Genomic DNA, 21,103 nt, shown 5'->3' on the forward strand with positions numbered 1-21,103 from the left:
GGTGCTTGTGCAGGACTTGGTGGTGCCCCCGACACGATTCGAACGTGCGACCTTTGGTACCGGAAACCAGTGCTCTATCCCCTGAGCTACGGAGGCGTGGTTGCTGTGATGGCAACTCTGCATATGTTAGCACCCCGCCCAATCCTGGCAGAAATACCCAGGGGAGGCGGGGTGTTCGCGTCTTATCCGCGGGGTGTGGTTGTCGGGTTAGTCGACGATGACCACGATGAGGGTGCGGGGGCCGTGGACGCCTTCGACGCGGTTGAGTTCGATGTCGGAGGTGGCCGACGGGCCGGACACCATGGTGATGGGGCGAACTCGGTCGAGGCGTTCAACCATTTCCGGCACGCCGTAGACCACGGAGTCCATGCGGACGATGCAGACGTGGCAGTCGGGGACCAGGGTCAGTGCGCGACGGCCACACAGCGGCCCGGATTCCAGGCAGATGGTGCCGGTTTGGGCGCTGGTGACGTGACTGTCGGTGACGACGGCGTCGACGGAGTTGAGGTCGCGCGGGTCGTTGTCGGCGGAGTCGGGTAGGGCGTTTCCGCTGAAGGAGGCGAACAGTGCCTTGTCTAGGCCCGGTGCGTAGACCACATCTTTGGCGTTGCGGTCGGCCAGGATGCCCGCGATGACGTCCGGCAGGGAGGCTGCGTCGGTCTGCTTGACGATGGCTTTGTAGTCCACGAGGCGGTCGACGAGAACGTCTTTGAGTTCTTCTCGGGAGAAGGAATAGGTGACGTTGTAGTCGCGCGGGACTTCGTGGCGGCCGGCGGGGGTGTTGGCGAGCTTGTGGGCGTTGCGAATGCGGCTGAGGATTTCCTTTTTAGCTGCTTCGTTGCGCACGCTGTCGAAGTCGTTCACGTTAGCTCTCCTTCTTAATGGAGTCTTCGCCGTTGGCGCGGCTGGGGAGGCCTTCTTCGCGCATCTTCGACAGAAGTTGCTGGCCTTCGTCGGAGGCGAACCACTGGCGGAAGGACTTCTTTGGCGGCACGGCGGTGTCGCGCACGTCGGTCCAGCCGGCCAGGAAGCTCGGCAGGTGGGTGATTTTGCCGTTGAAGCCGCCCAGGATGCGGCCGGCGGCGACCATGTGGGTGGCGGTGTTCCACAGCTTTTGGTTGCCGAAGACCAGGCCCATGGCGCCCATGATGGTGCCTTCGATCTTGGGCTTGTGGTGTTCGATCTTTTGGTGGCGCAGCTCCAGCAGTGCGCTGGGGATGTCGATCATCACCGGGCAGGCCTCGAAGCAGGCGCCACACAGGGAGGAAGCGTAGGGCAGGGAGGCGTTGGGGTCATGGGAGGAGTCCATGCCGGTGAGCTGCGGGGTGAGGATCGCTCCGATGGGGCCGGGGTAGGTGGAGCCGTAGGCGTGGCCACCGGCGCGTTCGTAGACGGGGCACACGTTCAGGCAGGCGGAGCAGCGGATGCACTTGAGTGCTTCGCGGCCGATTTCGTCGGCGAGGGCTGCGGTGCGGCCGTTGTCGACCAGCACGATGTGGAAGTTCTTCGGGCCGTCGCCTTCGGTGACACCAGACCACAGGGAGGTGTAGGGGTTCATGCGCTCACCGGTGGAGGAGCGGGGGAGAAGCTGCAGGAACACTTCGAAGTCTTTGAAGGTCGGCAGGAGTTTCTCGATGCCCATCACGGAGATGAGGGTTTCCGGGAGGGTGAGGCACATGCGGCCGTTGCCTTCGGATTCCACGATGGCGACGGTGCCGGTTTCGGCGACGCCGAAGTTGGCGCCGGAGATCGCCACTTTGGCTTCCATGAACTGTTGGCGCAGGAACGTGCGGCTGGCTTCGGCGAGTTCTGCGGGTTCGGTGGATAGGGAGTCGTCGGTGTGCGGCATTTCGCGGACGAAGATGTCGCGAATTTCGGCGCGGTTGCGGTGGATGGCCGGCACCAGGATGTGGGAGGGGGTGTCGTGGCCGAGCTGGACGATGAGCTCTGCGAGGTCGGTCTCACGGGCGGAGATGCCGGCTTCTTTGAGCTGGTCGTTTAGGCCGATTTCCATGGTGGCCATGGACTTGATCTTTACGACGTGGTCTTCGCCGGTTTCTTTGACCAGGCGGGTGACGATTTCGCCGGCCTCTTTGGCGTCGCGGGCCCAGTGCACGTGTCCGCCACGGGCGGTGACGGAGGCTTCGAACTGTTCGAGCAGTTCGGGCATGCGGGCCATGACGTCGCGTTTGATGTTGGAGCCGGCTTCGCGCAGTGCTTGCCAGTCGTCGATTTCGTTGATCACGGCGGCGCGCTTGTCGCGGATCGTGTGGGTGGCCTTGTGGAGGTTGCGACGCTGGGTGGCGTTGTAGAGCTCGTGGTGGGCGGCCTTTTGGAAGGTTTCGGTGCCGCGGAGGTGACCCACGCCTTCGGGGGCGCGGGGCGGCATGGTCGGGTTGCCGAGGAACGTGGTCACAGCATGACCTCCTTGGAGTACACAGCAGAGGTGGGCGACCAGGGGTGTTCCTTGGTCGAGGCGAGGATTTCCGCCATGTGCAGGGCGCGAGTGCCTGCGTGCTGGCGGGAGAGGGCGCCACCGATGTTCATCAGGCAGGAGGCGTCGCCGGCGGTGACGTATTCCGCTTCGGTGGTCTTGATGTTGCGCACCTTGTCTCCGACCATGGAGGCGGAGGTTTCGGCGTTTTTCACGGAGAAGGTGCCGCCGAAGCCGCAGCATTCGTCAGCGTGGGGCAGCTCGACCAGGTCGATGCCTTCGACGTTGCGTAGCAGGCGCAGCGGGCGGTCGCCGACTTTCAAAAAGCGCAGGCTGTGGCAGGTGGAGTGGTAGGTGACGCGGTGGGGGAAGAAGGCCCCGACGTTGTCGACGCCTGCGACATCGATGAGGAATTCGGACAGGTCGTAGGTTTTTGCGGCGGTGGTACGTGCCGCGTCGACCAGGGCTTTGTTGCCGTAGCGGGATGCGACGTGCTCGTGTTGTTCGCGGACGGCGCCGGTGCAGGAGCCGGAGGGGGCGACGACGCAGTCGATGGAGGGATCGGAGAAGGCGTCCACGTAGTTTTTGATCTGCGGGATGGCTTCGCGCTGGTATCCGGTGTTGACGTGCATCTGCCCGCAGCAGGACTGCTCGGGCGGGAAGACTACTTCATGACCCAGTCGGCTGAGAATGACCGCGGTGGCTTTGACCACGTCGGGAAACATTGCATCGCCGATGCAGGTGGAGAAGAGAGCTACGCGCATGGGGTGCTCCTTAGGAAATTTTATGAGGGTATTGGTTCACAAAAGCCGTCCGAAAGAAAGAATTTTCTTCCCACAAAGGAAAGGGAGTTTATTCTCATTTTTCCTGTTCAACATTTATTTCTCCCGGGGGTATCCGGCCCTTTTCGCAAAGCGGCGACTGGAGGTCGGGATGTGTTGGTGCTAACTGTCGAACGGGCAGTGTGGCGTGCCGTTAATATTACCCTCTTTTGGGGGCGAGGGCGAAACGATTAGGGCTACCTACCTGCGGTTATTCCGCAACATGGATGTGTTAAAAAATGGGTGGCGCATTCCTGGCGGCAGTGTTGTGGTGGTTGAGAAGTTGGTGTTGGCAGGGGCTTGGTGGGGGAGGGGGAAAGCCGATGCGGGTTAAGGGGTGATAAGTCGAGGGCCCTTTTGAGGTGGGGAAAAGAAATCATTTTGTGAACCTTTTTGCATCAAGATTTGCCTGTGTTTTCTTGGTGGGTTTTGGGCGTTAAAAAACGCCCCGCACGGTGATGCGGGGCGTTGACATGCCGGGCGCTGTGTAAGCGCCGAAGCGATGGGGGATTAGACGGTGTGAACCAGGAAGCTCAAGACGTTGGTCTGGAGGAAGACCAGGGTGCACACGACGAAGAGCATACCCAGCGACCAGGGCAGCACAGCCTTGAAGATGGAGGATTCCTTGCCTTCGAGGTTGACGGCAGTTGCCGCAATTGCCAGGGACTGCGGGGAGACCATCTTGCCGACCACGCCACCGGTGGTGTTGGCGGCCAGCATGAGGTCGGGGTTGATGCCGGCGTGCTTGGCGGCGGTGACCTGCATGTTGCCGAACAGGGCGTTGGCGGAGGTGTCGGAACCGGTCACGGCGGTGCCGATCCAGCCCAGGGTGGGGGCGAGGAAGGCGTAGAGGGCGCCGAGGGAGGCGACGTATTCGCCGATGGCCACGGTCTGGCCGGAGTAGTTCATCACGTAGGCCAGTGCCAGCACGGAAGCGATGGTCAGGGCGGCTAGGCGCATGCGGACCATGCAGTGCCCGATCTCGGCGATCGACTGGCCCATGGTGATCTTGTAGCGGCCGCCGTCGTTGAAGATGGAGTACACCACGGTGACGATGAGGCCAGAGATCAGCAGCAGGGTGCCGGGGTTGGACAGCCAGGACAGGGAGTAGGCGGAGTTGACGGGGGAGCCGTCACCCTTGACGAGGTATTCGCTCAGCAGCGGCCAGTCGAACTTGATCTTCAGCCCGTCGAGGGCCTTCTTCCAGGGCTCGATGAGGTTGGCCAGGCCGAAGACCACGGTGACTACGGCGTAGGGCATGAGTGCCATCCACACGCGATGTGCGGGCAGTTCTTCCTGGATGGAGGCTTCTCCAATGCCCATGCGCTCACGCATTTCCGGCACGCCACGTGGCGTCCAGAAGCGCAGGAAGACCACGGCGGTGCCCAGGGAGACGATGCAGGCCACGACGTCGGTCAGTTCGTAGGCGAAGTAGTTCGAGGTGGCCCACTGGGCAACGCCGAAGGAGAAGCCGATGATGACGGCGGGAACCCAGCCGTCGCGCACGCCACGCATACCGTCGAGGATCCACAGCAGGATCAAGGGAACGAAGAACGCCAGGAAGGGGGCCTGGTGGCCGACGATGGCGGCGATGTTTTCGGTCTGCTCGGTGGTGCGGCCAGCAACGCTACCGGCGGTGGTGATCGGGATGGCGACCGCGCCGAAGGCGACGGGTGCGGTGTTGGCCAGCAGCACCACCACGGCGGCGCGCAGCGGCTTGATGCCCAGCGCCAGGATCATGGTGGCGGTGATGGCGACCGGGGCGCCGAAGCCGGCGAGGGCTTCGAGGAGGCCACCGAAGCAGAAGGCGATCAGGATGGCCTGGATGCGCACGTCGCCGCCGCCGAGGCGGTCGAAGGTGCGGCGCAAGTCCTCGAAGCGTCCGGAGACCACGGTGACCTGGTAGAACCAGATGGCCATCACGATCACCCAGACGATGGGCAGCAGGCCAAACAGGCCGCCGCGTCCGGCGGCGGCGATGGCGAGCAGCCAGGGCATCTTAAAGCCGATGATGGCCACCACGATGGAGACCGCCAGGGCCACCAGGGCGGAAATGTGGGCGCGGGCTTTGAAACCCACGAGCATGACGAAGAAGGTCAGAAGTGGGATCGTCGCGACGAGGGCGGAAAGCCCGAGGCTGCCGCCAACTGCCGTAGTGACGGCGGTATAGGTCTGCACAATCAACTCCTTTGGGTGAAGAGGGGTTGGACTTGGGTCACACAGTGCTGTGCGGTGAACATAAAGACGTTTTTTCAGGAATCGATTCTGGGGTGCTCTCAACGCGTGAAGAAGGGGGGACTTTCCAAACACCTAACGGCAATTGTGTGACCTAAATCATCACACGCAATTACGCAATCGAGATGTTTCGAAAATGGGCCTTAAATTCCAAAAAGTATCGCCATGAAAAATACCTGGGATATATCCGGAAAAGGGGCCCACGCCTCTAGGTAATGGACTTGCTAGCGGGGAGCGAGAAAGGGTTCCGAAAAAGCCTGTATGAGATTATGAAAGGGGTGAACACTAACGTTTATGCGCAAAAACACCTTGGCCACGCGGTAGGAGGGTGATGAAACCCTGGGGGGTATACCTGTACTGACCGGCGGGGATTGGTGGGGGTGTCCACTGGCCACCTGTTGCGGTGTGGAGAAGAAGAGAAGGGGGGTAATGCTTTTAGGGTCCCTAATTGCATCTGCGAAGGGTATTTATTTCATTCGCAAATTAATTAGGTGCATAAAGTCATGTGGGTCACTTTGCGCAATTATGTGAGCAGTCAGTCACTATGCTAATCCATGTGAGAGTAGCCACAAAAACGTAGTGCATACGCATAAAAAATCAGCAGTGATTCTGGGGCTTTTAAATAGCCTTTTCTCCCGCCCTTAATGAGCGTTTTCCTCGCGCATCCCACCCCTGCTGAGGCGCCAAAAATTTTAGGAAGCCGGCAGCGAAGCGTTTACGCCAGGCTCCGCATGGTGCAGCTGGGCCGGTGCGGGGAAGAAAACTCACCGCGCCACTTCCAGCGCAGCGCGCATGGGGTGGGGTAGGAGCACACTAAAGTGCCTGATAAACTACCCCACCATGACTCCCGCAGATCTCGCAGCAAAGGTGTACGACACGGCCACCCGTGTTTTGAATGACAAAGGCCTTGACGTGGCCGCTCTCCCGGCCCCGGACAAGGTCGTCGTTGAACGTCCCCGCAACCCCGAACATGGTGATTACGCCACCAACCTCGCTTTGCAGACCGCCAAGAAGGTTGGCATGAATCCCCGTGAGTTGGCAGAGCTGCTCGCCGACGCATTGGCCGAGGATCCCGGTATCGAGGTCTGTGAGATTGCTGGCCCGGGCTTTATTAACATCCGGCTGGCTGCTGCCGCGCAGGGCGAACTCGTCAACACCATTTTGGCTGCGGGCTCGTCTTACGGCACCTCTGACTTCTATGCCGACCAACGTGTGAACCTGGAGTTCGTCTCCGCCAACCCCACCGGCCCCATCCACCTTGGCGGTACCCGCTGGGCTGCTGTTGGCGACGTGCTGGGCCGCGTGCTGCAGGCATCCGGCGCCGAGGTGACCCGCGAATACTACTTCAACGACCACGGCACCCAGATCGACCGTTTTGCCCGCTCCCTGGTCGCCGCAGCCAAGTCTGAGCCCACCCCGGAAGATGGCTACGGCGGCGACTACATCCGCGAGATCGCAGAACAGGTCAAGGCCGCCCACCCCGAGGTCATGGAGCAGTCCCCGGAGCAGATGCAGGAAACCTTCCGCGCCGAGGGCGTGGAGCTGATGTTTGCCCACATCAAGCGAACCCTGCACGAGTTCGGCACCGACTTCGATGTGTTCTTCCACGAGAACTCCCTGTTTGAATCCGGCGCCGTTGACAAGGCCATCCAAACCCTCAAAGACAATGGCAACCTGTACCAGGCCGATGGGGCCTGGTGGCTGAAATCCACCGACTTCGGCGATGACAAGGACCGCGTGGTCATTAAGTCTGACGGCAATGCCGCCTACATCGCCGGCGATATCGCATATGTGGCCGACAAGATGGATCGCGGGCACAACCTGTGCATCTACATGCTGGGCGCCGACCACCACGGCTACATCGCCCGCCTGAAGGCTGCTGCGGCCGCCCTCGGCTACGACGCCAACCAAGTGGAGGTCATGATTGGCCAGATGGTGAACCTGGTCGCCGGTGGCGAGGTCAAGAAAATGTCCAAGCGCGCCGGCACCGTCATCACCCTTGATGACCTCGTGGAGGCCATTGGCGTCGATGCCGCCCGCTACGCGCTGGTGCGCTCCTCGGTGGACTCCAGCCTGGATATCGACATGGACCTGTGGACCTCCCAGTCCTCCGATAACCCGGTGTTCTATGTCCAGTACGGTCACGCCCGCCTGTGCTCTATTCAGCGCAAGGCCGACGAGTTGGGCGTGTCCGCGGCCAACCCGGACGTATCCCTGTTGACCCATGAGCGCGAAGGTGACTTGATCCGCACCCTCGGCGAATACCCCGCCGTTATCAAGGCCGCCGCGGAGCTGCGTGAGCCGCACCGCATCGCCCGCTACGCGGAAGAACTCGCCGGCACCTTCCACCGCTTCTACGACTCCTGCCAGATTTTGCCGAAGCAGGACGAGGCCGCCGCCCCGATTCACACCGCACGCCTCGCCCTGGCGCAGGCCACCCGACAGGTTCTCGCAAACGCACTGGGCCTGTTGGGCGTGACCGCACCGGAGAAGATGTAAATGACTGCAGTTGTACACCAGCCCGCCGACTTCAACGAGCTGCCCGCCCACGTGTGGCCGCGAACCGCTCGTCGCGAAGAAGATGGCATGGTCACCATCGGGTGCGTCTCACTGTCGAGCCTGGCCACCGAATACGGCACGCCGCTGTTCGTCGTCGACGAGGAGGACTTCCGCTCCCGCTGCCGCGACATGGCCCAAGCCTTTGGCGGCGGGGAGTTCGTGCACTACGCCTCCAAAGCCTTCCTCACGACCACCATCGCCCGCTGGGTCGACGAAGAAGGGCTGAACCTTGATGTCGCCAGCCTCGGCGAATTACAGGTCGCCCTGGCTGCCGGCTTCCCGGCCGAACGCATCACCTGCCACGGCAACAACAAAAGCCCAGAGTTTTTGCGAACCATCCTCACCGAAGGGGTGGGCCATGTTGTCATCGACTGCCACCAAGAACTCGAACTGCTCGACCTGATGGCAGCACGCGAAAACGTCGTGCAAGAAGTCATGGTGCGAGTCACCCCCGGTATTGAGGCCCACACCCACGAATTCATCGCCACCAGCCACGAGGACCAAAAATTCGGGTTCTCCCTGGCCACCGGCAGCGCCCACCAGGCGGCCCTCGCCGCCGTGCGCGCCGAAAACCTCAAACTGGTGGGACTGCACTGCCACGTCGGCTCCCAGGTCTTCGACGCCGACGGCTTCTCCCTCGCCGCCGAACGCGTGCTGGGGCTGTGGGGAAAGCTGCGCGAAGAGATCCTGGACATCAACCCCGCGGCCGTCGAGGATCTGCAGATTCTCGACCTCGGTGGCGGGTTTGGAATCGCCTACACCGAAGACGAAAAACCCCTCGACGTCGCATCGGTCGCCACCGACATGATCAGTCGCGTCCAGGCCTACGCCTCCTCGCTGGGGTTGCACCCGCCGAAGGTCATGGTGGAACCAGGGCGCGCCATCGCCGGTCCCTCCACCGTCACCGTCTACGAGGTCGGCAACACCAAGGACGTGACCATCAGCGACAAAGCTGCGCGCCGCTACATTTCCGTCGACGGCGGTATCAGCGACAATATTCGCCCCAGCTTGTACCAGGCGGAATACGATGTACGACTGGTCAACCGCACCAGCGAGCAGCCCCTGCTGCAATCCCGCGTGGTCGGCAGCCACTGCGAATCCGGCGACATCCTCATCCACGACCGGCTCATGCCCGGCGATATCGGGGCCGGCGACCTGGTGGCCCTGCCCGCCACCGGCGCCTACTGCTACGGCATGTCCAGCCGCTACAACCACATGATGCGCCCCGCCATCGTTTCCGTGCGCGGAGGCCAATCCCGGCTGATGGTGCGCCGCGAAACTATCGCGGACGTGCTTGCCCTCGAAGTCGGTAACGACTGACGAAGTATCGACAGCACAAACAAGGCGCCGCCCCACTAGAACAGTGGGGCGGCGCCTTGCTTATAGTGCTTATCTTGCTTACATGGTGCGACGTTTTTTAGCTATCGCACTCGAGGAAGACGTAGCAATCTGGGCGCTTTAGCGCGGCAGCGGCAGCGGCTGGATCAGGTGCTGGTCAACAGCCCAGTTGTAGGCGCCGACGATGACGGCAACCAGAACGCCGTAGTAGACGACGGAGTATGCGGCGGAGCCGACGGTAGCGGAGCCGACGGTGGCGGAAGCCAGGGCGCCCTGGCCGAGCTCGTCGGCGTTAGCGACGGTGGCGGAGCCGGTAGCCAGGGAAACGGCAGCGGCGGTAGCGATCAGGCCCTTGGTGAAACGGGTCATGTGAAAACTCCTTGAAGTGAAGTGGGGGAGGGGGATGGGAAAAATTTAGGCGGTGCGCAGCGGCTGAATCAGGCCCTGCTGAACCAGGAAGTTGTATAGGCCAACCAGGATGGCGGCGGAGATGCCCAGGCCGATAACGCGGCTCAGGGCGGAGGAGCCGGCATCCGCGGTGGACTTGACGGCGGTGCTGCCGAGCTGTGCAGACACGGCAGCTTCATTCAGGCCGGTGTCGGCTGCAGTGGCGGTGCCCATGCCCAGGGACAGGGCGGTGGCGGCTGCAACGATGCTGGTGGCGATACGACGGGTGCTCACTATTGAAGCTCCTCACATGTGTTGGGTGTAGGTTGCTGCGCCTGACAGCGGTGCCCGTCGACGCTGTGGGAAAAATTCCATGCGCCGGTGGCTGCTGCGGGTTACGGTCCGGATCCCAACCAAACTAAAACTGTGTGATAGCTCATGTTGGTTTCTCGGTGTGACCTAGGCGTTGCTCCGGAGTTTAGCGTTTAGCTGTGAGCTGCCTGGCAGCGTACAGCCCTAGGGGCTGGGGCTAATGTTGCGCTCGCATGGGTTTCCTGCCGTATGGCCTGGGCAAATGGCGGCCTGCGCAAAGATTTTCAAGCACCCCCGGATGGGGGCAAGGTGGGGGTGAGGTATCACCGTCGGACGAATGAGAGGTTTTGTTTCACTTCCATAGTTTTTGTTGGATTGGCGTGCTGGGGGTGGATGTGAGGGGGTGTAGTCTGCCGAACTGAACTGCTCGGTCTATGATGCATGGAGAAACTTTCACAGCCCCGAAAACCTTCTTGTTTGGAGCAACATGTCCACTGCAGTCCCGACCAGTCCCAAGGCCGGCAAAGGAGCAGGTGCCGAAGTCGGCATCGCGCTGCTCGGCTACGGCACCGTTGGCCAGGCGGTCTACCGCCTGCTGACCGAAAACACCGAGGACTTCACCCACCGCATTGGGGGCCCCGTTGCAGTGCGCGGCGTAGCCGTCAGCGACGCCTCCAAGCCGCGTGAAGGCGTTGATCCCTCTCTGCTGACCGAGGACGCGCACGCGCTGATCGCCCGCGACGATGTCGACGTCGTCGTCGAGGTCATCGGTGGGATTGACTACCCGCGCGAATTGGTGCTCGCCGCGCTGAATAATGGCAAGTCCGTGGTGACCGCCAACAAGGCTTTGGTGGCCGCGCACTCCGCCGAGCTGGCTGAGGCCGCCGACGCCGCCGGCGTCGACCTGTACTTCGAAGCGGCGGTCGCCGCCGCTATCCCCGTGGTCGGCCCGCTGCGCCGCTCCCTGGCTGGCGACAAGGTGAAGTCCGTGATGGGCATCGTCAACGGCACCACCAACTTCATCCTGGACGCCATGGACTCCACCGGCGCCTCCTACGACGACATGCTGGCTGAGGCAACCCGCCTGGGATACGCCGAGGCTGATCCCACCGCCGACGTTGAGGGGCATGACGCCGCCAGCAAGGCCGCCATCCTGGCATCCCTGGCCTTCCACACCCGCGTGTCCTACGACGACGTCTACTGCGAGGGCATTTCCTCGATCACCGCCGAAGACATCGAGGCCGCCCGCACCGCCGGCTACGTCATCAAGCTGCTGGCCGTGTGCGAACGCTTCACCGACGACGCCGGAGTCGAGAAGGTCTCCGCCCGCGTGCACCCCACCCTCGTTCCGCGCGATCACCCCCTGGCCAGCGTGTCGAAGTCCTTCAACGCGGTCTTCGTCGAAGCAGAAGCCGCCGGCCGGCTCATGTTCTACGGCAACGGCGCCGGTGGTAACCCCACCGCCTCCGCTGTCCTCGGCGACCTGGTGGGCGCCGCCCGCAATAAGGTCCACGGCGGCCGCGCCCCCGGCGAGTCCACCTACGCAAACCTGCCGATCGCCGAATTCGGCGATGTGCGCACCCGCTACCACGTCGATCTGCACGTGGAAGACCGCGTCGGAGTGCTTTCCGAAATTGCCTCCAAGTTCGCCCTGAACCAAATCTCCCTGTCCGCCGTGCGGCAGGAAGAATTCAACGAAGGTGCCCGCCTGGTCGTCGTCACCCACGAAGCCAGCGAAAACGACCTCGCTGCCACCGTAGATGCAGTCAAACAACTGCCCGCAGTAAAGTCCGTAAACAGTGTCATCCGACTGGAAGGTGAATAAACCAACATGACCACCCCCATCTACCGCCGCTGGCCGGGCCTTATTGCCGCCTACCGCGACCGCATGCCCTTCGCCCAGGACTGGGAACCCGTCACCCTGCACGAAGGCAACACCCCGCTGGTGCGCGCCAATTACCTGTCTGAGCTCACCGGCTGCGACGTGTACCTGAAGGTGGAAGGCGCAAACCCCACCGGCTCCTTCAAAGACCGCGGCATGACCGTCGCCGTCACCGACGCCGTGCACAACGGCAAAAAGGTGCTGATGTGCGCCTCGACCGGTAACACCTCCGCCTCCGCCGCAGCCTATGCAGCACGCGCCGGCATCAAGTCCTGCGTTCTGATCCCCGAAGGCAAAATCGCCCAGGGCAAGCTCGCCCAGGCCGTCATGCACGGCGCAGAAATCATCCAGGTGCGCGGCAACTTTGACGACTGCCTCGAACTGGTGCAGAAAACCACCACCGAGTACCCCGAGATCGCCCTGGTGAACTCCGTCAACCCGATGCGCATCGAAGGCCAAAAAACCGCTGCCTTCGAAATCGCCGACGGCCTCGGCGACGCCCCCGACATTCACGCCCTGCCCGTCGGTAACGCTGGCAATATCACCGCCTACTGGAAGGGCTACAGCGAGTACTTCGCCGATGGTGTCACCACCAAGCGCCCCATGATGCTCGGCGTGCAGGCCGCCGGCGCGGCCCCCCTGGTCAACGGTGCCCCCGTCACCGACCCGGAAACCATCGCCACCGCAATTCGCATCGGTAACCCCGCCTCCTGGCACGGCGCCGTTGCTGCCCAGGAGGAATCCGGCGGCAAGTTCGTTGCCGCCACGGACGAGAAAATCCTCGAGGCCTACCGGATGATCGCCTCCAAGGAAGGCGTGTTCGTCGAACCTGCATCCGCCTCCTCCTACGCCGGCGTGCTGGCCGCCCACCGCGAAGGCTCCCTCGAGCCGGGCAAAACCATCGTGTGCACGGTCACCGGCCACGGTCTCAAGGACCCGACCACCGCGCTGCTGTCCATGCCGGAACCGACCCCGATCGACGTCGACCCGGCGGCCGTGGTCGATGCTCTCGGCCTGAAATAGCCACACCTTAAGCACCAGCCGCACCCGCGGCTGGTACACCCAACGGCACCCGCGGGACAGCTCCCGACGGGTGCCGTTTGCTACCCGTCACCAACCCCACCTCCGGCGGTGGGGGCAGTCGGGGGAGCCAAAACACTCCCACGCCCGCCGGGTGGAATAAGCTACACACAGAAACCCGCACACCCCACCCGTGGTGGGGGACGTGTCACACCACTCGAGAGGACATCATCCATGGCGCTTGAGCTGCCCGTAGGAACCACCGCCACCGTCAAGGTTCCCGCCTCCTCAGCCAACCTCGGCCCCGGCTTCGACACGCTGGGACTGGCGCTGAGCCTGTACGACACCGTCGAGGTCACCGTCATCGATTCCGGCCTCGACGTCGAAGTACACGGCGAAGGTGAAGGCAGCCTGCCCCTCGACGCCCGCCACCTGGTGGTGCGCGCACTCAACGCCACCCTGCAGGAAATCGGGGTCACCGCACCGGGACTAAAAGTGGTGTGCCACAACAACATCCCGCAATCCCGCGGGCTGGGATCTTCCGCGGCTGCTGCCGTCGCCGGTGTCGCCGCCGCCAACGGACTGGCCGGCCTGCCCCTGAACGACGAGCAGATGGTGCAGCTGTCCAGCGCCTTCGAAGGCCACCCCGACAACGCCGCCGCCAGTGTGCTTGGCAACGCAGTAGTGTCCTGGACGGATATTCCCGTCGATGGGGAAACCCGACCCCAGTACAAGGCGGTCACCGTTCCGGTGCACCCCACCATCAAGGCCACCGCCCTGATCCCGGACTTCAAGGCCTCCACCGAAGCTGTCCGCCGCGTCCTGCCCAGCGACGTTACCCACCTGGACGCCCGCTTCAACGTGTCCCGCTGCGCGGTGATGACCGTTGCGCTCCAGCACCACCCCGAACTGTTGTGGGAAGGCACCCGCGACCGCCTGCACCAGCCCTACCGCGCCGACGTTTTGCCGGTCACCGCGGAATGGGTCAACCGCCTGCGCAACCGCGGCTTTGCCGCCTACCTGTCTGGTGCCGGCCCCACCGCCATGGTGCTATCCACCGAAAAACTGCCCGACACCATCGCCAAGGAAGCCAGCGAGGCAGGCCTGCGAGTGCTGGAACTTGAGGTCGCCGGCGCCGTCGAAATCACCACCTCCTAGTCTCTAGGGTTTCTCAGCCACCAACCAGCCGCCATGAACGCCACCGCAGAATCTCCCCGCACGCTATCTTCGCTGCTTGCCTCCATCAAGCAGGATCTCTTCTCGCGGGCAAACCTGACACTCGCATCGGGTGCGGCTGCTGTTGCCGCCTTGGGGCTTGCTGGTGGCTTCGATGCCGCGCCCCCCGAAATTACCGAGATGGTGGTCGACTCCCAGCAGACCTACCAGGTCGCGCCCTTTGAGTTCGAAGTCGAAAAGGTCTCACCCACCAAGCAGGGAGTAGAGATCAACGTTGTGGCGACAAATTCGACGAAATCGCCAATCGATTCCTTGACCATCTCCCGGATGTTCACCCCACCAACTGACGGCGACAGCAGCGCTGACAGCGCAGACGGTCAAGTCAGCACCTTAGACACCATGGCCTTGGATCCCGATGATGCCCATCCGATGGCCCTGGTGACCCGCGACGGGGGCTTTTTCGGAGGCTACCTCAATCCCGGTGTTCCCAGCCGGCTGACCATCACCCTGCCCTGGTCTGTGGTCAAGCCTGCTGGGAAAGACCACGACGGCAGTCTCCCCGGCGTTGGCGTGTATTCGCTGACCCAGCGGAAAAGCTCCCTAGACTCATCCACCGGATATTTTGATCCGCAGCTCAAGGGTTTTATCCCGGTGGATGCCGAAAAATCGCCGGCGGATCCGGCCCCGCTTGCCGCCACTGAGCAGCCAGGGCCAGCAGGAGAGCAGTCATGAGCGAGAATCCACACAACAGCCCACAGATGGGTGATGATCGCCCCGCTGGTCGCTTCCGGGGCCGCGCGGGTCGCAAGGATTCGGCGCGTCGCGTTGTCTCCGCAGCTACCCACCAGGCCCGCCAACGCGCCCACAATTTGGGCAACGAAGTGCGCGAGGTCGTGGATGCCCAGCCGGAGACCACCGGCCGCGGTGGGGTGCTGGCTTTGGTGTACGTGCTCGCGGCCATGGCCGTAGGTTCCATTGCTCTGGGGGCGTTGCCGAGCCCTGCCGAGATCGCCACCCGCCCATTCGTGTCCCAGGACAGCTCAGCGCAGCTTGGAAGCTTTTCCATCGACAAAGCCAGCTTGACTCCGACCAGCGACGAACGCGTCGCAGTGCTGCTGGTTCAGGCCACCATGACCAGCGCGCGGGAACCGTTTGGGCCCCAGCTGCTTTTGCATAGTGGCGATTCCACCTTTGCGCCCGAACAATACGGTTGCCCGCTGGCGCAGCCGGGTATCCCCACCCCGTGCGAATCACGGTTCCTGGTGCCTGCCGATGTGGAGTTGCCCGCAACGCTGGAGATCTATCGGGGTACCCGCCAGGGTTCATCGGTCATTGAAGTGACGCTTGAATCGGTGGAAAAAACCACCCCCGTAACCCAGTCACCGACACCGCAGCCACCTGTACCGGCACTGCAGCCCCCTGCACCGCCGCTTGAGCTTGGCGATGATCTGGAACCCACCCAGGATGATCTTCTGGCACCACCAGATCCCGCACCCCCAATTGACGGGGAGCAGCCAAACGAACAGCACCAGGTGAGCGTGGAAGGAGATGACCGTGGGTAAACATAGCGCCGACGAGGCGGCTGTGCCCGTCGAGACTCCGGTGGTTGTTGAGCAGCCTTCACGACGTCCCCGCGCTAGCGCCCGCTGGTGGCTTGCTAGTTTGCCTGCGGTGGCACTTGCTGTTGTGGCATCGAGTTACACCTATTTTGAGATCGCCCGCCCGCAGACTTTTTCTTCACCAATTTCTGTGGCCGTCGGCCAGTCGGGTCACTTACACGAGACGACAACTATCGATGACCCGTCGATGCGGGGCAGCAGCACGCGCGATGTTGTTGCCCGGGTTGATGCCTCGGGCCCCATTGACAGGGAAGCTGTGCCGTTTTTCCATCCGCCGGAAGCGAGCAGGTTGTGGGGGGTGCGATTCACCGTGGATGCCGACCCCGACGATGATCTGTTGAACTGCACGGCGCAGCTCGTAGACGATAAGGGGAATGTCTATGGGTATTCGGAGCAGCTGCTCAACATGGATGCTGGCACGGACCTTCCCATCAGTCAGGTTTATGCCTGTGTGCCCGGCAAAACGCCGGGGAATGTGGCGGGCCTACCGCCGCGGCCGGCGCATTACAGCGCGATGTTGATTTTCGTGCTTCCGGAGGGGGTGACTCCGCAGGTGTTCCGGATGGGGTTTCAGCCGCCGAAGATTTTGGAATTTCAGTTGCCGGAGTCCTCGGATGTGCTTTCTAGCAGCAGCTGATCGACGCCTGCGACGACGAGCGGAATGACCACCAGGAAGTAGGCCATCCGGCCCGCGAGAACCGTCCAGGATGCTTGGGCGTCCACCATGAGACCAAACTGGGGGCCGAGCATTTCGTGGACACCCCACGCGATGGCGGATTCCGCGACGCGTGCGCACATGATGGCCAGGCAGAGCGTGGTCATGGGGATGATGCCGGCGGCGGCGATCTTTTTCAGTCCCGTCCAGGTTGATGTGATTGGCCCGGTAATCGGTTTGGTGGCGTTGGCGAGGTATCGCTGTGCTTCGCCGGTGGCACGCGCGCGCACGCTGCGGGCCCACTGCGTGCGGGCATCGGTTTGTGATGCTGCTTCAGTGGTGCTGTCCGCGGGTTGTGCGGTGGCCTGGCTGGTCTTCTTGGCAGCCAGGGTGGAACCGAAGACTACGGCGCCGAGGGCGAGCCAGGCGACGGGAACGACGATGACATCGTCCAGTTTGCCCAAGAGCGCTCCAGCCGCATTGATGCCACCGGTGGCTTTGCTTTCTGCGTTACTTAACCCGGAAAAGGTTTCCGCGATGCTGTTGAGCACCGGCGCAATCACCGCGCGGGTAGACGTCCATTCTTTAATGGCCGAGGTGTTGGCAGCGACGATGACGCTGATGGCGGAAATCCACAGCACCTCGACGTAGGCTGCCACCCCACTGATGCCCAGCTTGGAGGTTCCAAGTGCGAAAAAGCCAATGATTTTGCGGGCGATGATGGTGATCACAACCAGGGCCGCGACCTGGAAGGTGCTGCCCAGGGCCACGCGGGAAAAATCGGTGGAGGCGAAGGTGGTGACCTGTTCGTGGAGTACCGCCTGGCCGATGAAGGTGTGGACGTCTTCTTTGAGGAAGCCGTTGGAGGCGTAGACGGCAAGAAACGGGATCAGCAAGCCACCAATTGTTAACAGGTGGGTGCGGGCGATCGTGGCGCGGGGGGATTTCGGGGAGTGGGGGTCAAGCTCCGCAACGGGCTTGGACTTCAGGAAGCGGGTTCCCGGCTTGAGAACCCACATTGCGATGACCAAGGCGGTCAATAGGGACATGGGGGCAAGGGGGACCAGCAGCCCGCCGAATAGCGGCGAATAGTCGGAGACCGCCGAGGCAGTCCAGAGCACTGCGCCACGGGCTGCTAGGCCGAGGGCGATGCAGGTGAGCAGGGCGGGGAAAAAGCGCACAAACAGGCTGCCGCCTTCGCGCACCACTGAGGTGGCGGTGGACAGTGGGCGGTAAGTGTTTTGATGCGCAGTCACGCCCAAAAGTATAGTGGGCGCACCCTGGGCCTACCCCCGCTATCGGGGCTGGAGTGTGCGGAGGGTGGGATGAGAAAAACCGCCGCGAACAAAACGCTGGCCACTGAGGGGCTTGCTTGTCGCGGCGGTGAGGTTGTGGGGCCGGGGGAGTGGTTGGCTTCGCTATTGGCTCAGTGCCGCGTCGATGTCGACGTCCGGGCCCGGGTAAGACGACTGGGCGCCATGGCGGGTGACGCTGAGGGCTGCGACTTTGACGGCGTGTTTGGCTGCCGCAACGAGATGATCCCCGGCGGCCAGGCGCGCGGCCAAGGCGCCGGCGAATGCGTCGCCCGCGCCGGTGGTATCCACGGCGCTGACACCCGGGGAGGAGACGTGGGTCATGCCGTGCCTATCGGCGACAATGGCGCCCTTTTTGCCGATGGTGATGACCACGGACTCAAAGCCCGCCTCGACAAGGGCTTGGGCCAGGTCTTCCTGGGACACCGTATTGTCCTGGCCACCGAGCTGGGCCAGGGTGGCCGCGCCTTCGTGCTCGTTGACGATCAACGGATTGGCTTTGAGCAGCACGTCCTTTTCGAGGGCGATCACCGGGCCCATGTTGATGACGAAACGGCCGGTGCAGTTCTTCTGGGCGGCCGTGACGGCTTCTGCGGGCAGCTCGCCTTGGACCAGGATGATGCCGCATTGGCGCAGCCGTTGCGCGTGCTTGGTGACCATGTCGGCATCCACCAGGGCATTGGCGCCGGGTACGACGACAATCGAATTTTCTCCGGATTGGTCAACGGTGATGACCGCAAGGCCGGTGGGGGAGTCCACCTCGGCGACCCCGGCGAGATCCACCCCGCTGGCGGTCATGATGGACAGCGCTTCGCTGGCGTTCGCATCGTTTCCGACCGCGCCGACGAAGAACACCTCGGCGCCCTGCAGGCGGGCAGCGACCGCCTGGTTTGCTCCCTTGCCGCCGGGGAGGACGCGGCCGCCGGAGCCGAGCAGGGTTTCGCCGGGCTTGGGGTGGCGATCGACGGTGACGGACAGGTCAGCGTTGATGGAGCCGACGACGGCAATGGAGTTCGAGGGGGTGCTCAACGGAGAAAACCAGCCTTTCAGGCGCTAATGATCGGTAGGGCGCCGCGGCTATTCCTACAGCTCACCGCAGCGTTCATCAGTTCTTGACGCCAGCATACCCCCGATAGGGGGTAAGTGCTTCGCAAGGAAATTTTCGCCACACGCGGATGCGTGGTCGGTGCACGCCGTTGCGGTTTACTGCCCCTGCAAAGCGGGCGTTCGCAGCCGTTCACACCGCAGTTTTCGTGAGGCAAGTCATATAGCGTGATGGCAATCAGTGACGGTCGCCACATTGACCCGTGGGGTGGCCGCAATCCGCAACATATCCCTCCGCAAAGGTGGTGCCCATGACTTCCGCACAGGACCTCAACGGCCAAGTCCTCGACTTCTTCAGCGCGCTTCAACAAGCACTCGATGCCGACGATGCCGCAGCCGCGGCGGAACTGTTCGAACAAGACGGCTACTGGCGTGACCTGACCTCCTTTACTTGGAACCTCACCACGGCAGAAGGACAAGACGCCATCAAAGACATGCTGGAAAACACCCTTCCTGCCTGCCGCATCTCTCACGTCGAACTAGCCGACGGTGCCGGCGCCCCCGTGGAAGAATCCCCCGGGGTCATTCGCGCCTTCGTCACCCTGGACACCCAACACTTCCACTGCCGCGCCGTGGTCCGGCTCCGCAACGGCAAAGCCTGGACACTGCTGACCAGCGCCCGCGAATTGATTGCACACCCCGAACCGGCCGGGCGACGCCGGCCCATGGGGGCAGAACACGGCCGCCGCGAAGACAAACGCAACTGGGCCGATAGGAAAGCCCAGCGCCAAGCCGAACTCGGTGTGAGCACCCAGCCCTACGTGCTCATCATCGGCGGTGGCCAAGGCGGCATCGCCCTAGGCGCCCGACTAAAGCGCCTCGGCGTGCCCGCCATCATCGTCGACAAACACGACCGCTCCGGCGACCAATGGCGCGGCCGCTACCACTCCCTGTGCCTCCACGACCCCGTCTGGTACGACCACCTGCCCTACCTACCATTCCCCGACGACTGGCCAGTATTTACCCCCAAAGACAAAATGGGTGATTGGCTCGAACACTACGTCGGCATCATGGACCTCGACTACTGGTCGCAAACCGAAGCACTGTCCGCCACCTTCGACGATGAGCGCGGACTGTGGGATGTCGTCGTATCCAGAAACGGTGCCGAACACACCCTACACCCCACCCAGCTGGTCTTCGCCACCGGCATGTCCGGGGTGCCCAACATGCCCACCCTGGCCGGGCAAGAACACTTCGCCGGCGAAATCCGCCACTCCAGCCAGCACCCCGGCGGGGCCGCCGACCGCGGCAAACACGTCATCGTCGTCGGCTCCAACAACTCCGCCCACGACATCTGCGCCGACCTCGTCGACAACGGTGCCCACCCCGTCATGCTGCAACGCTCATCCACCCACATCGTCCGCAGCGACACCCTCATGCGCGAAGTCTTCGGCCCGCTGTACTCAGAAGACGCCCTCGAGCAGGGCATCGACACCGACACCGCAGACCTCCTGTTCGCCTCCTGGCCCTACGCACTTCTGGCCGACGTCCACAAACCTGTCTACGACACCATCGCCCAAGACGACGCCGAATTCTATGACGCCCTCGAACGCGCCGGCTTCATGCACGACTTCGGCGACGACGGATCGGGTCTATTCCTGAAATACCTGCGCCGCGGCTCCGGATACTACATCGACGTCGGCGCCTGCGAACTCATCATCGACGGCAGCATCGAACTGCACTCAGGCGTCGAAATCGACCACCTCACCGAAAACACCGCAGTACTGACCGACGGCACACAACTGCCCGCAGACGTCATCGTGCTCGCCACCGGATTCGGATCCATGAACGGCTGGGTCGCCCAACTCATCTCCCCCGAAGCCGCCGACACCGTCGGCAAATGCTGGGGACTCGGATCCGACACGACCAAAGACCCCGGCCCATGGGAAGGGGAGTTGCGCAACATGTGGAAACCCACCCGCCTGAAAAACTTCTGGTTCCACGGCGGAAACCTCCACCAATCCCGCCACTACTCCCGCTACCTCTCCCTGCAACTCAAAGCCCGCTACGAAGGCATGAACACCCCGGTCTACAACCTCCCCGAGGTACACCACACCAGCTAAGACCGCCCCACACCCACATCCCACACCCCACCCACAGCACCACCGGGGGTGTGGGATTCTGTGTACTTGCCACACATCAGCAACACCGCAAACCTGTTTTTGCACGCCAAAGACTTTTCGCACCGAAGAAAACCCACAGAAACAAACACGCACGCCCCAGAGCAAAAGCCACAACCCCAAAAAAC

The 21,103-nt window shown here is 62.8% G+C and carries 17 protein-coding genes and 1 tRNA gene; 9 read left to right on the forward strand and 9 right to left on the reverse strand.

The genetic code is table 11. The features are described 5' to 3' along the window. Positions 1-20 precede the first annotated feature (20 nt). From CAQU_RS04910 to CAQU_RS04930, 5 genes are all read right to left on the reverse strand, one after another. A tRNA-Arg gene (locus tag CAQU_RS04910) sits at positions 21-96 on the reverse strand. A gap of 111 nt (positions 97-207) precedes the next feature. Beyond that, the gene (locus tag CAQU_RS04915) at positions 208-864 is read right to left on the reverse strand and encodes a LutC/YkgG family protein (protein WP_075725740.1); all 657 of its coding nucleotides are present in this window, start codon (positions 862-864) and stop codon (positions 208-210) included. Between the two features lies 1 nt (position 865). Further along, positions 866-2,389 carry a lactate utilization protein B gene (locus tag CAQU_RS04920; protein ID WP_425429704.1) on the reverse strand — a complete coding sequence of 508 codons (1,524 nt, stop codon included), beginning with the start codon at positions 2,387-2,389 and terminating at the stop codon, positions 866-868. Between the two features lie 23 nt (positions 2,390-2,412). Further along, positions 2,413-3,198: a (Fe-S)-binding protein gene (locus CAQU_RS04925; protein ID WP_075725744.1), complete on the reverse strand. Its 786-nt coding sequence runs from the start codon at positions 3,196-3,198 to the stop codon at positions 2,413-2,415. Between the two features lie 567 nt (positions 3,199-3,765). After that, positions 3,766-5,433 (reverse strand): L-lactate permease, encoded by a 1,668-nt coding sequence (locus CAQU_RS04930; protein WP_075725746.1) that lies wholly within the window; start codon positions 5,431-5,433, stop codon positions 3,766-3,768. A gap of 897 nt (positions 5,434-6,330) precedes the next feature. On the opposite strand from CAQU_RS04930, the gene argS reads away from it, so the two are divergent. Both argS and lysA read left to right on the forward strand, forming a co-directional pair. Continuing rightward, positions 6,331-7,989 (forward strand): arginine--tRNA ligase, encoded by a 1,659-nt coding sequence (gene argS, locus CAQU_RS04935; protein WP_075725748.1) that lies wholly within the window; start codon positions 6,331-6,333, stop codon positions 7,987-7,989. Continuing rightward, positions 7,990-9,369 carry a diaminopimelate decarboxylase gene (lysA, locus tag CAQU_RS04940; RefSeq protein ID WP_075725750.1) on the forward strand — a complete coding sequence of 460 codons (1,380 nt, stop codon included), beginning with the start codon at positions 7,990-7,992 and terminating at the stop codon, positions 9,367-9,369. A gap of 138 nt (positions 9,370-9,507) precedes the next feature. Here lysA and CAQU_RS04945 read toward each other — a convergent pair whose 3' ends face one another. Both CAQU_RS04945 and CAQU_RS04950 read right to left on the reverse strand, forming a co-directional pair. Beyond that, a complete protein-coding gene (locus tag CAQU_RS04945) occupies positions 9,508-9,756 on the reverse strand; it encodes a hypothetical protein (protein ID WP_075725752.1) in 249 nt (82 codons plus the stop codon). 45 nt (positions 9,757-9,801) lie between these two features. Further along, positions 9,802-10,068, reverse strand: coding sequence for a hypothetical protein (locus CAQU_RS04950; protein ID WP_075725754.1), 267 nt, complete (start codon positions 10,066-10,068; stop codon positions 9,802-9,804). 505 nt (positions 10,069-10,573) lie between these two features. On the opposite strand from CAQU_RS04950, the gene CAQU_RS04955 reads away from it, so the two are divergent. The 6 genes from CAQU_RS04955 (at position 10,574) to CAQU_RS04980 (ending at position 16,420) form a co-directional block, all read left to right on the forward strand. Next, a complete protein-coding gene (locus CAQU_RS04955) occupies positions 10,574-11,911 on the forward strand; it encodes a homoserine dehydrogenase (RefSeq protein ID WP_075725756.1) in 1,338 nt (445 codons plus the stop codon). 6 nt (positions 11,912-11,917) lie between these two features. After that, positions 11,918-12,991: a threonine synthase gene (gene thrC / locus CAQU_RS04960; RefSeq protein ID WP_075725758.1), complete on the forward strand. Its 1,074-nt coding sequence runs from the start codon at positions 11,918-11,920 to the stop codon at positions 12,989-12,991. A gap of 231 nt (positions 12,992-13,222) precedes the next feature. Next, entirely contained in the window at positions 13,223-14,146 is a 924-nt protein-coding gene (gene thrB, locus CAQU_RS04965) for a homoserine kinase (protein ID WP_075725760.1), read from the forward strand. A gap of 33 nt (positions 14,147-14,179) precedes the next feature. Beyond that, complete coding sequence (locus CAQU_RS04970) at positions 14,180-14,896, forward strand: hypothetical protein (protein WP_075725762.1); 717 nt, start codon at positions 14,180-14,182, stop codon at positions 14,894-14,896. Continuing rightward, positions 14,893-15,726 carry a hypothetical protein gene (locus tag CAQU_RS04975; RefSeq protein WP_075725765.1) on the forward strand — a complete coding sequence of 278 codons (834 nt, stop codon included), beginning with the start codon at positions 14,893-14,895 and terminating at the stop codon, positions 15,724-15,726. Before CAQU_RS04970 ends, CAQU_RS04975 begins: the two co-directional genes overlap by 4 nt. Continuing rightward, positions 15,719-16,420 (forward strand): hypothetical protein, encoded by a 702-nt coding sequence (locus CAQU_RS04980; protein ID WP_075725767.1) that lies wholly within the window; start codon positions 15,719-15,721, stop codon positions 16,418-16,420. The genes CAQU_RS04975 and CAQU_RS04980 overlap by 8 nt, the downstream gene beginning before the upstream one ends. On the opposite strand, the gene CAQU_RS04985 is transcribed toward CAQU_RS04980, so the two are convergent. Both CAQU_RS04985 and CAQU_RS04990 read right to left on the reverse strand, forming a co-directional pair. Continuing rightward, positions 16,378-17,694, reverse strand: coding sequence for a hypothetical protein (locus CAQU_RS04985; RefSeq protein ID WP_075725769.1), 1,317 nt, complete (start codon positions 17,692-17,694; stop codon positions 16,378-16,380). The two genes, CAQU_RS04980 and CAQU_RS04985, sit on opposite strands and share 43 nt — an antisense overlap. Positions 17,695-17,856: 162 nt before the next feature. Continuing rightward, positions 17,857-18,780, reverse strand: a complete 924-nt coding sequence (locus CAQU_RS04990) for a ribokinase (RefSeq protein WP_075725771.1) — start codon at positions 18,778-18,780, stop codon at positions 17,857-17,859. 326 nt (positions 18,781-19,106) lie between these two features. Here CAQU_RS04990 and CAQU_RS04995 point away from each other — a divergent pair, with 326 nt between their 5' ends. Continuing rightward, complete coding sequence (locus CAQU_RS04995) at positions 19,107-20,918, forward strand: flavin-containing monooxygenase (protein WP_075725773.1); 1,812 nt, start codon at positions 19,107-19,109, stop codon at positions 20,916-20,918. Positions 20,919-21,103: the final 185 nt, after the last annotated feature.

This window comes from Corynebacterium aquilae DSM 44791, from assembly GCF_001941445.1.
In the GTDB taxonomy this organism is placed as follows: domain Bacteria; phylum Actinomycetota; class Actinomycetes; order Mycobacteriales; family Mycobacteriaceae; genus Corynebacterium; species Corynebacterium aquilae.

Excerpts from the sequence above, each read along its gene's own strand:
- CAQU_RS04920 (WP_425429704.1), bottom strand. The coding sequence starts at position 2,389 with ATGCCGCCCCGCGCCCCCGAAGGCGTGGGTCACCTCCGCGGCACCGAA.
- CAQU_RS04925 (WP_075725744.1), bottom strand. The coding sequence starts at position 3,198 with ATGCGCGTAGCTCTCTTCTCCACCTGCATCGGCGATGCAATGTTTCCC.
- argS (WP_075725748.1), top strand. The coding sequence starts at position 6,331 with ATGACTCCCGCAGATCTCGCAGCAAAGGTGTACGACACGGCCACCCGT.
- lysA (WP_075725750.1), top strand. The coding sequence starts at position 7,990 with ATGACTGCAGTTGTACACCAGCCCGCCGACTTCAACGAGCTGCCCGCC.
- CAQU_RS04945 (WP_075725752.1), bottom strand. The coding sequence starts at position 9,756 with ATGACCCGTTTCACCAAGGGCCTGATCGCTACCGCCGCTGCCGTTTCC.
- CAQU_RS04955 (WP_075725756.1), top strand. The coding sequence starts at position 10,574 with ATGTCCACTGCAGTCCCGACCAGTCCCAAGGCCGGCAAAGGAGCAGGT.
- thrC (WP_075725758.1), top strand. The coding sequence starts at position 11,918 with ATGACCACCCCCATCTACCGCCGCTGGCCGGGCCTTATTGCCGCCTAC.
- thrB (WP_075725760.1), top strand. The coding sequence starts at position 13,223 with ATGGCGCTTGAGCTGCCCGTAGGAACCACCGCCACCGTCAAGGTTCCC.
- CAQU_RS04970 (WP_075725762.1), top strand. The coding sequence starts at position 14,180 with ATGAACGCCACCGCAGAATCTCCCCGCACGCTATCTTCGCTGCTTGCC.
- CAQU_RS04975 (WP_075725765.1), top strand. The coding sequence starts at position 14,893 with ATGAGCGAGAATCCACACAACAGCCCACAGATGGGTGATGATCGCCCC.
- CAQU_RS04995 (WP_075725773.1), top strand. The coding sequence starts at position 19,107 with ATGACTTCCGCACAGGACCTCAACGGCCAAGTCCTCGACTTCTTCAGC.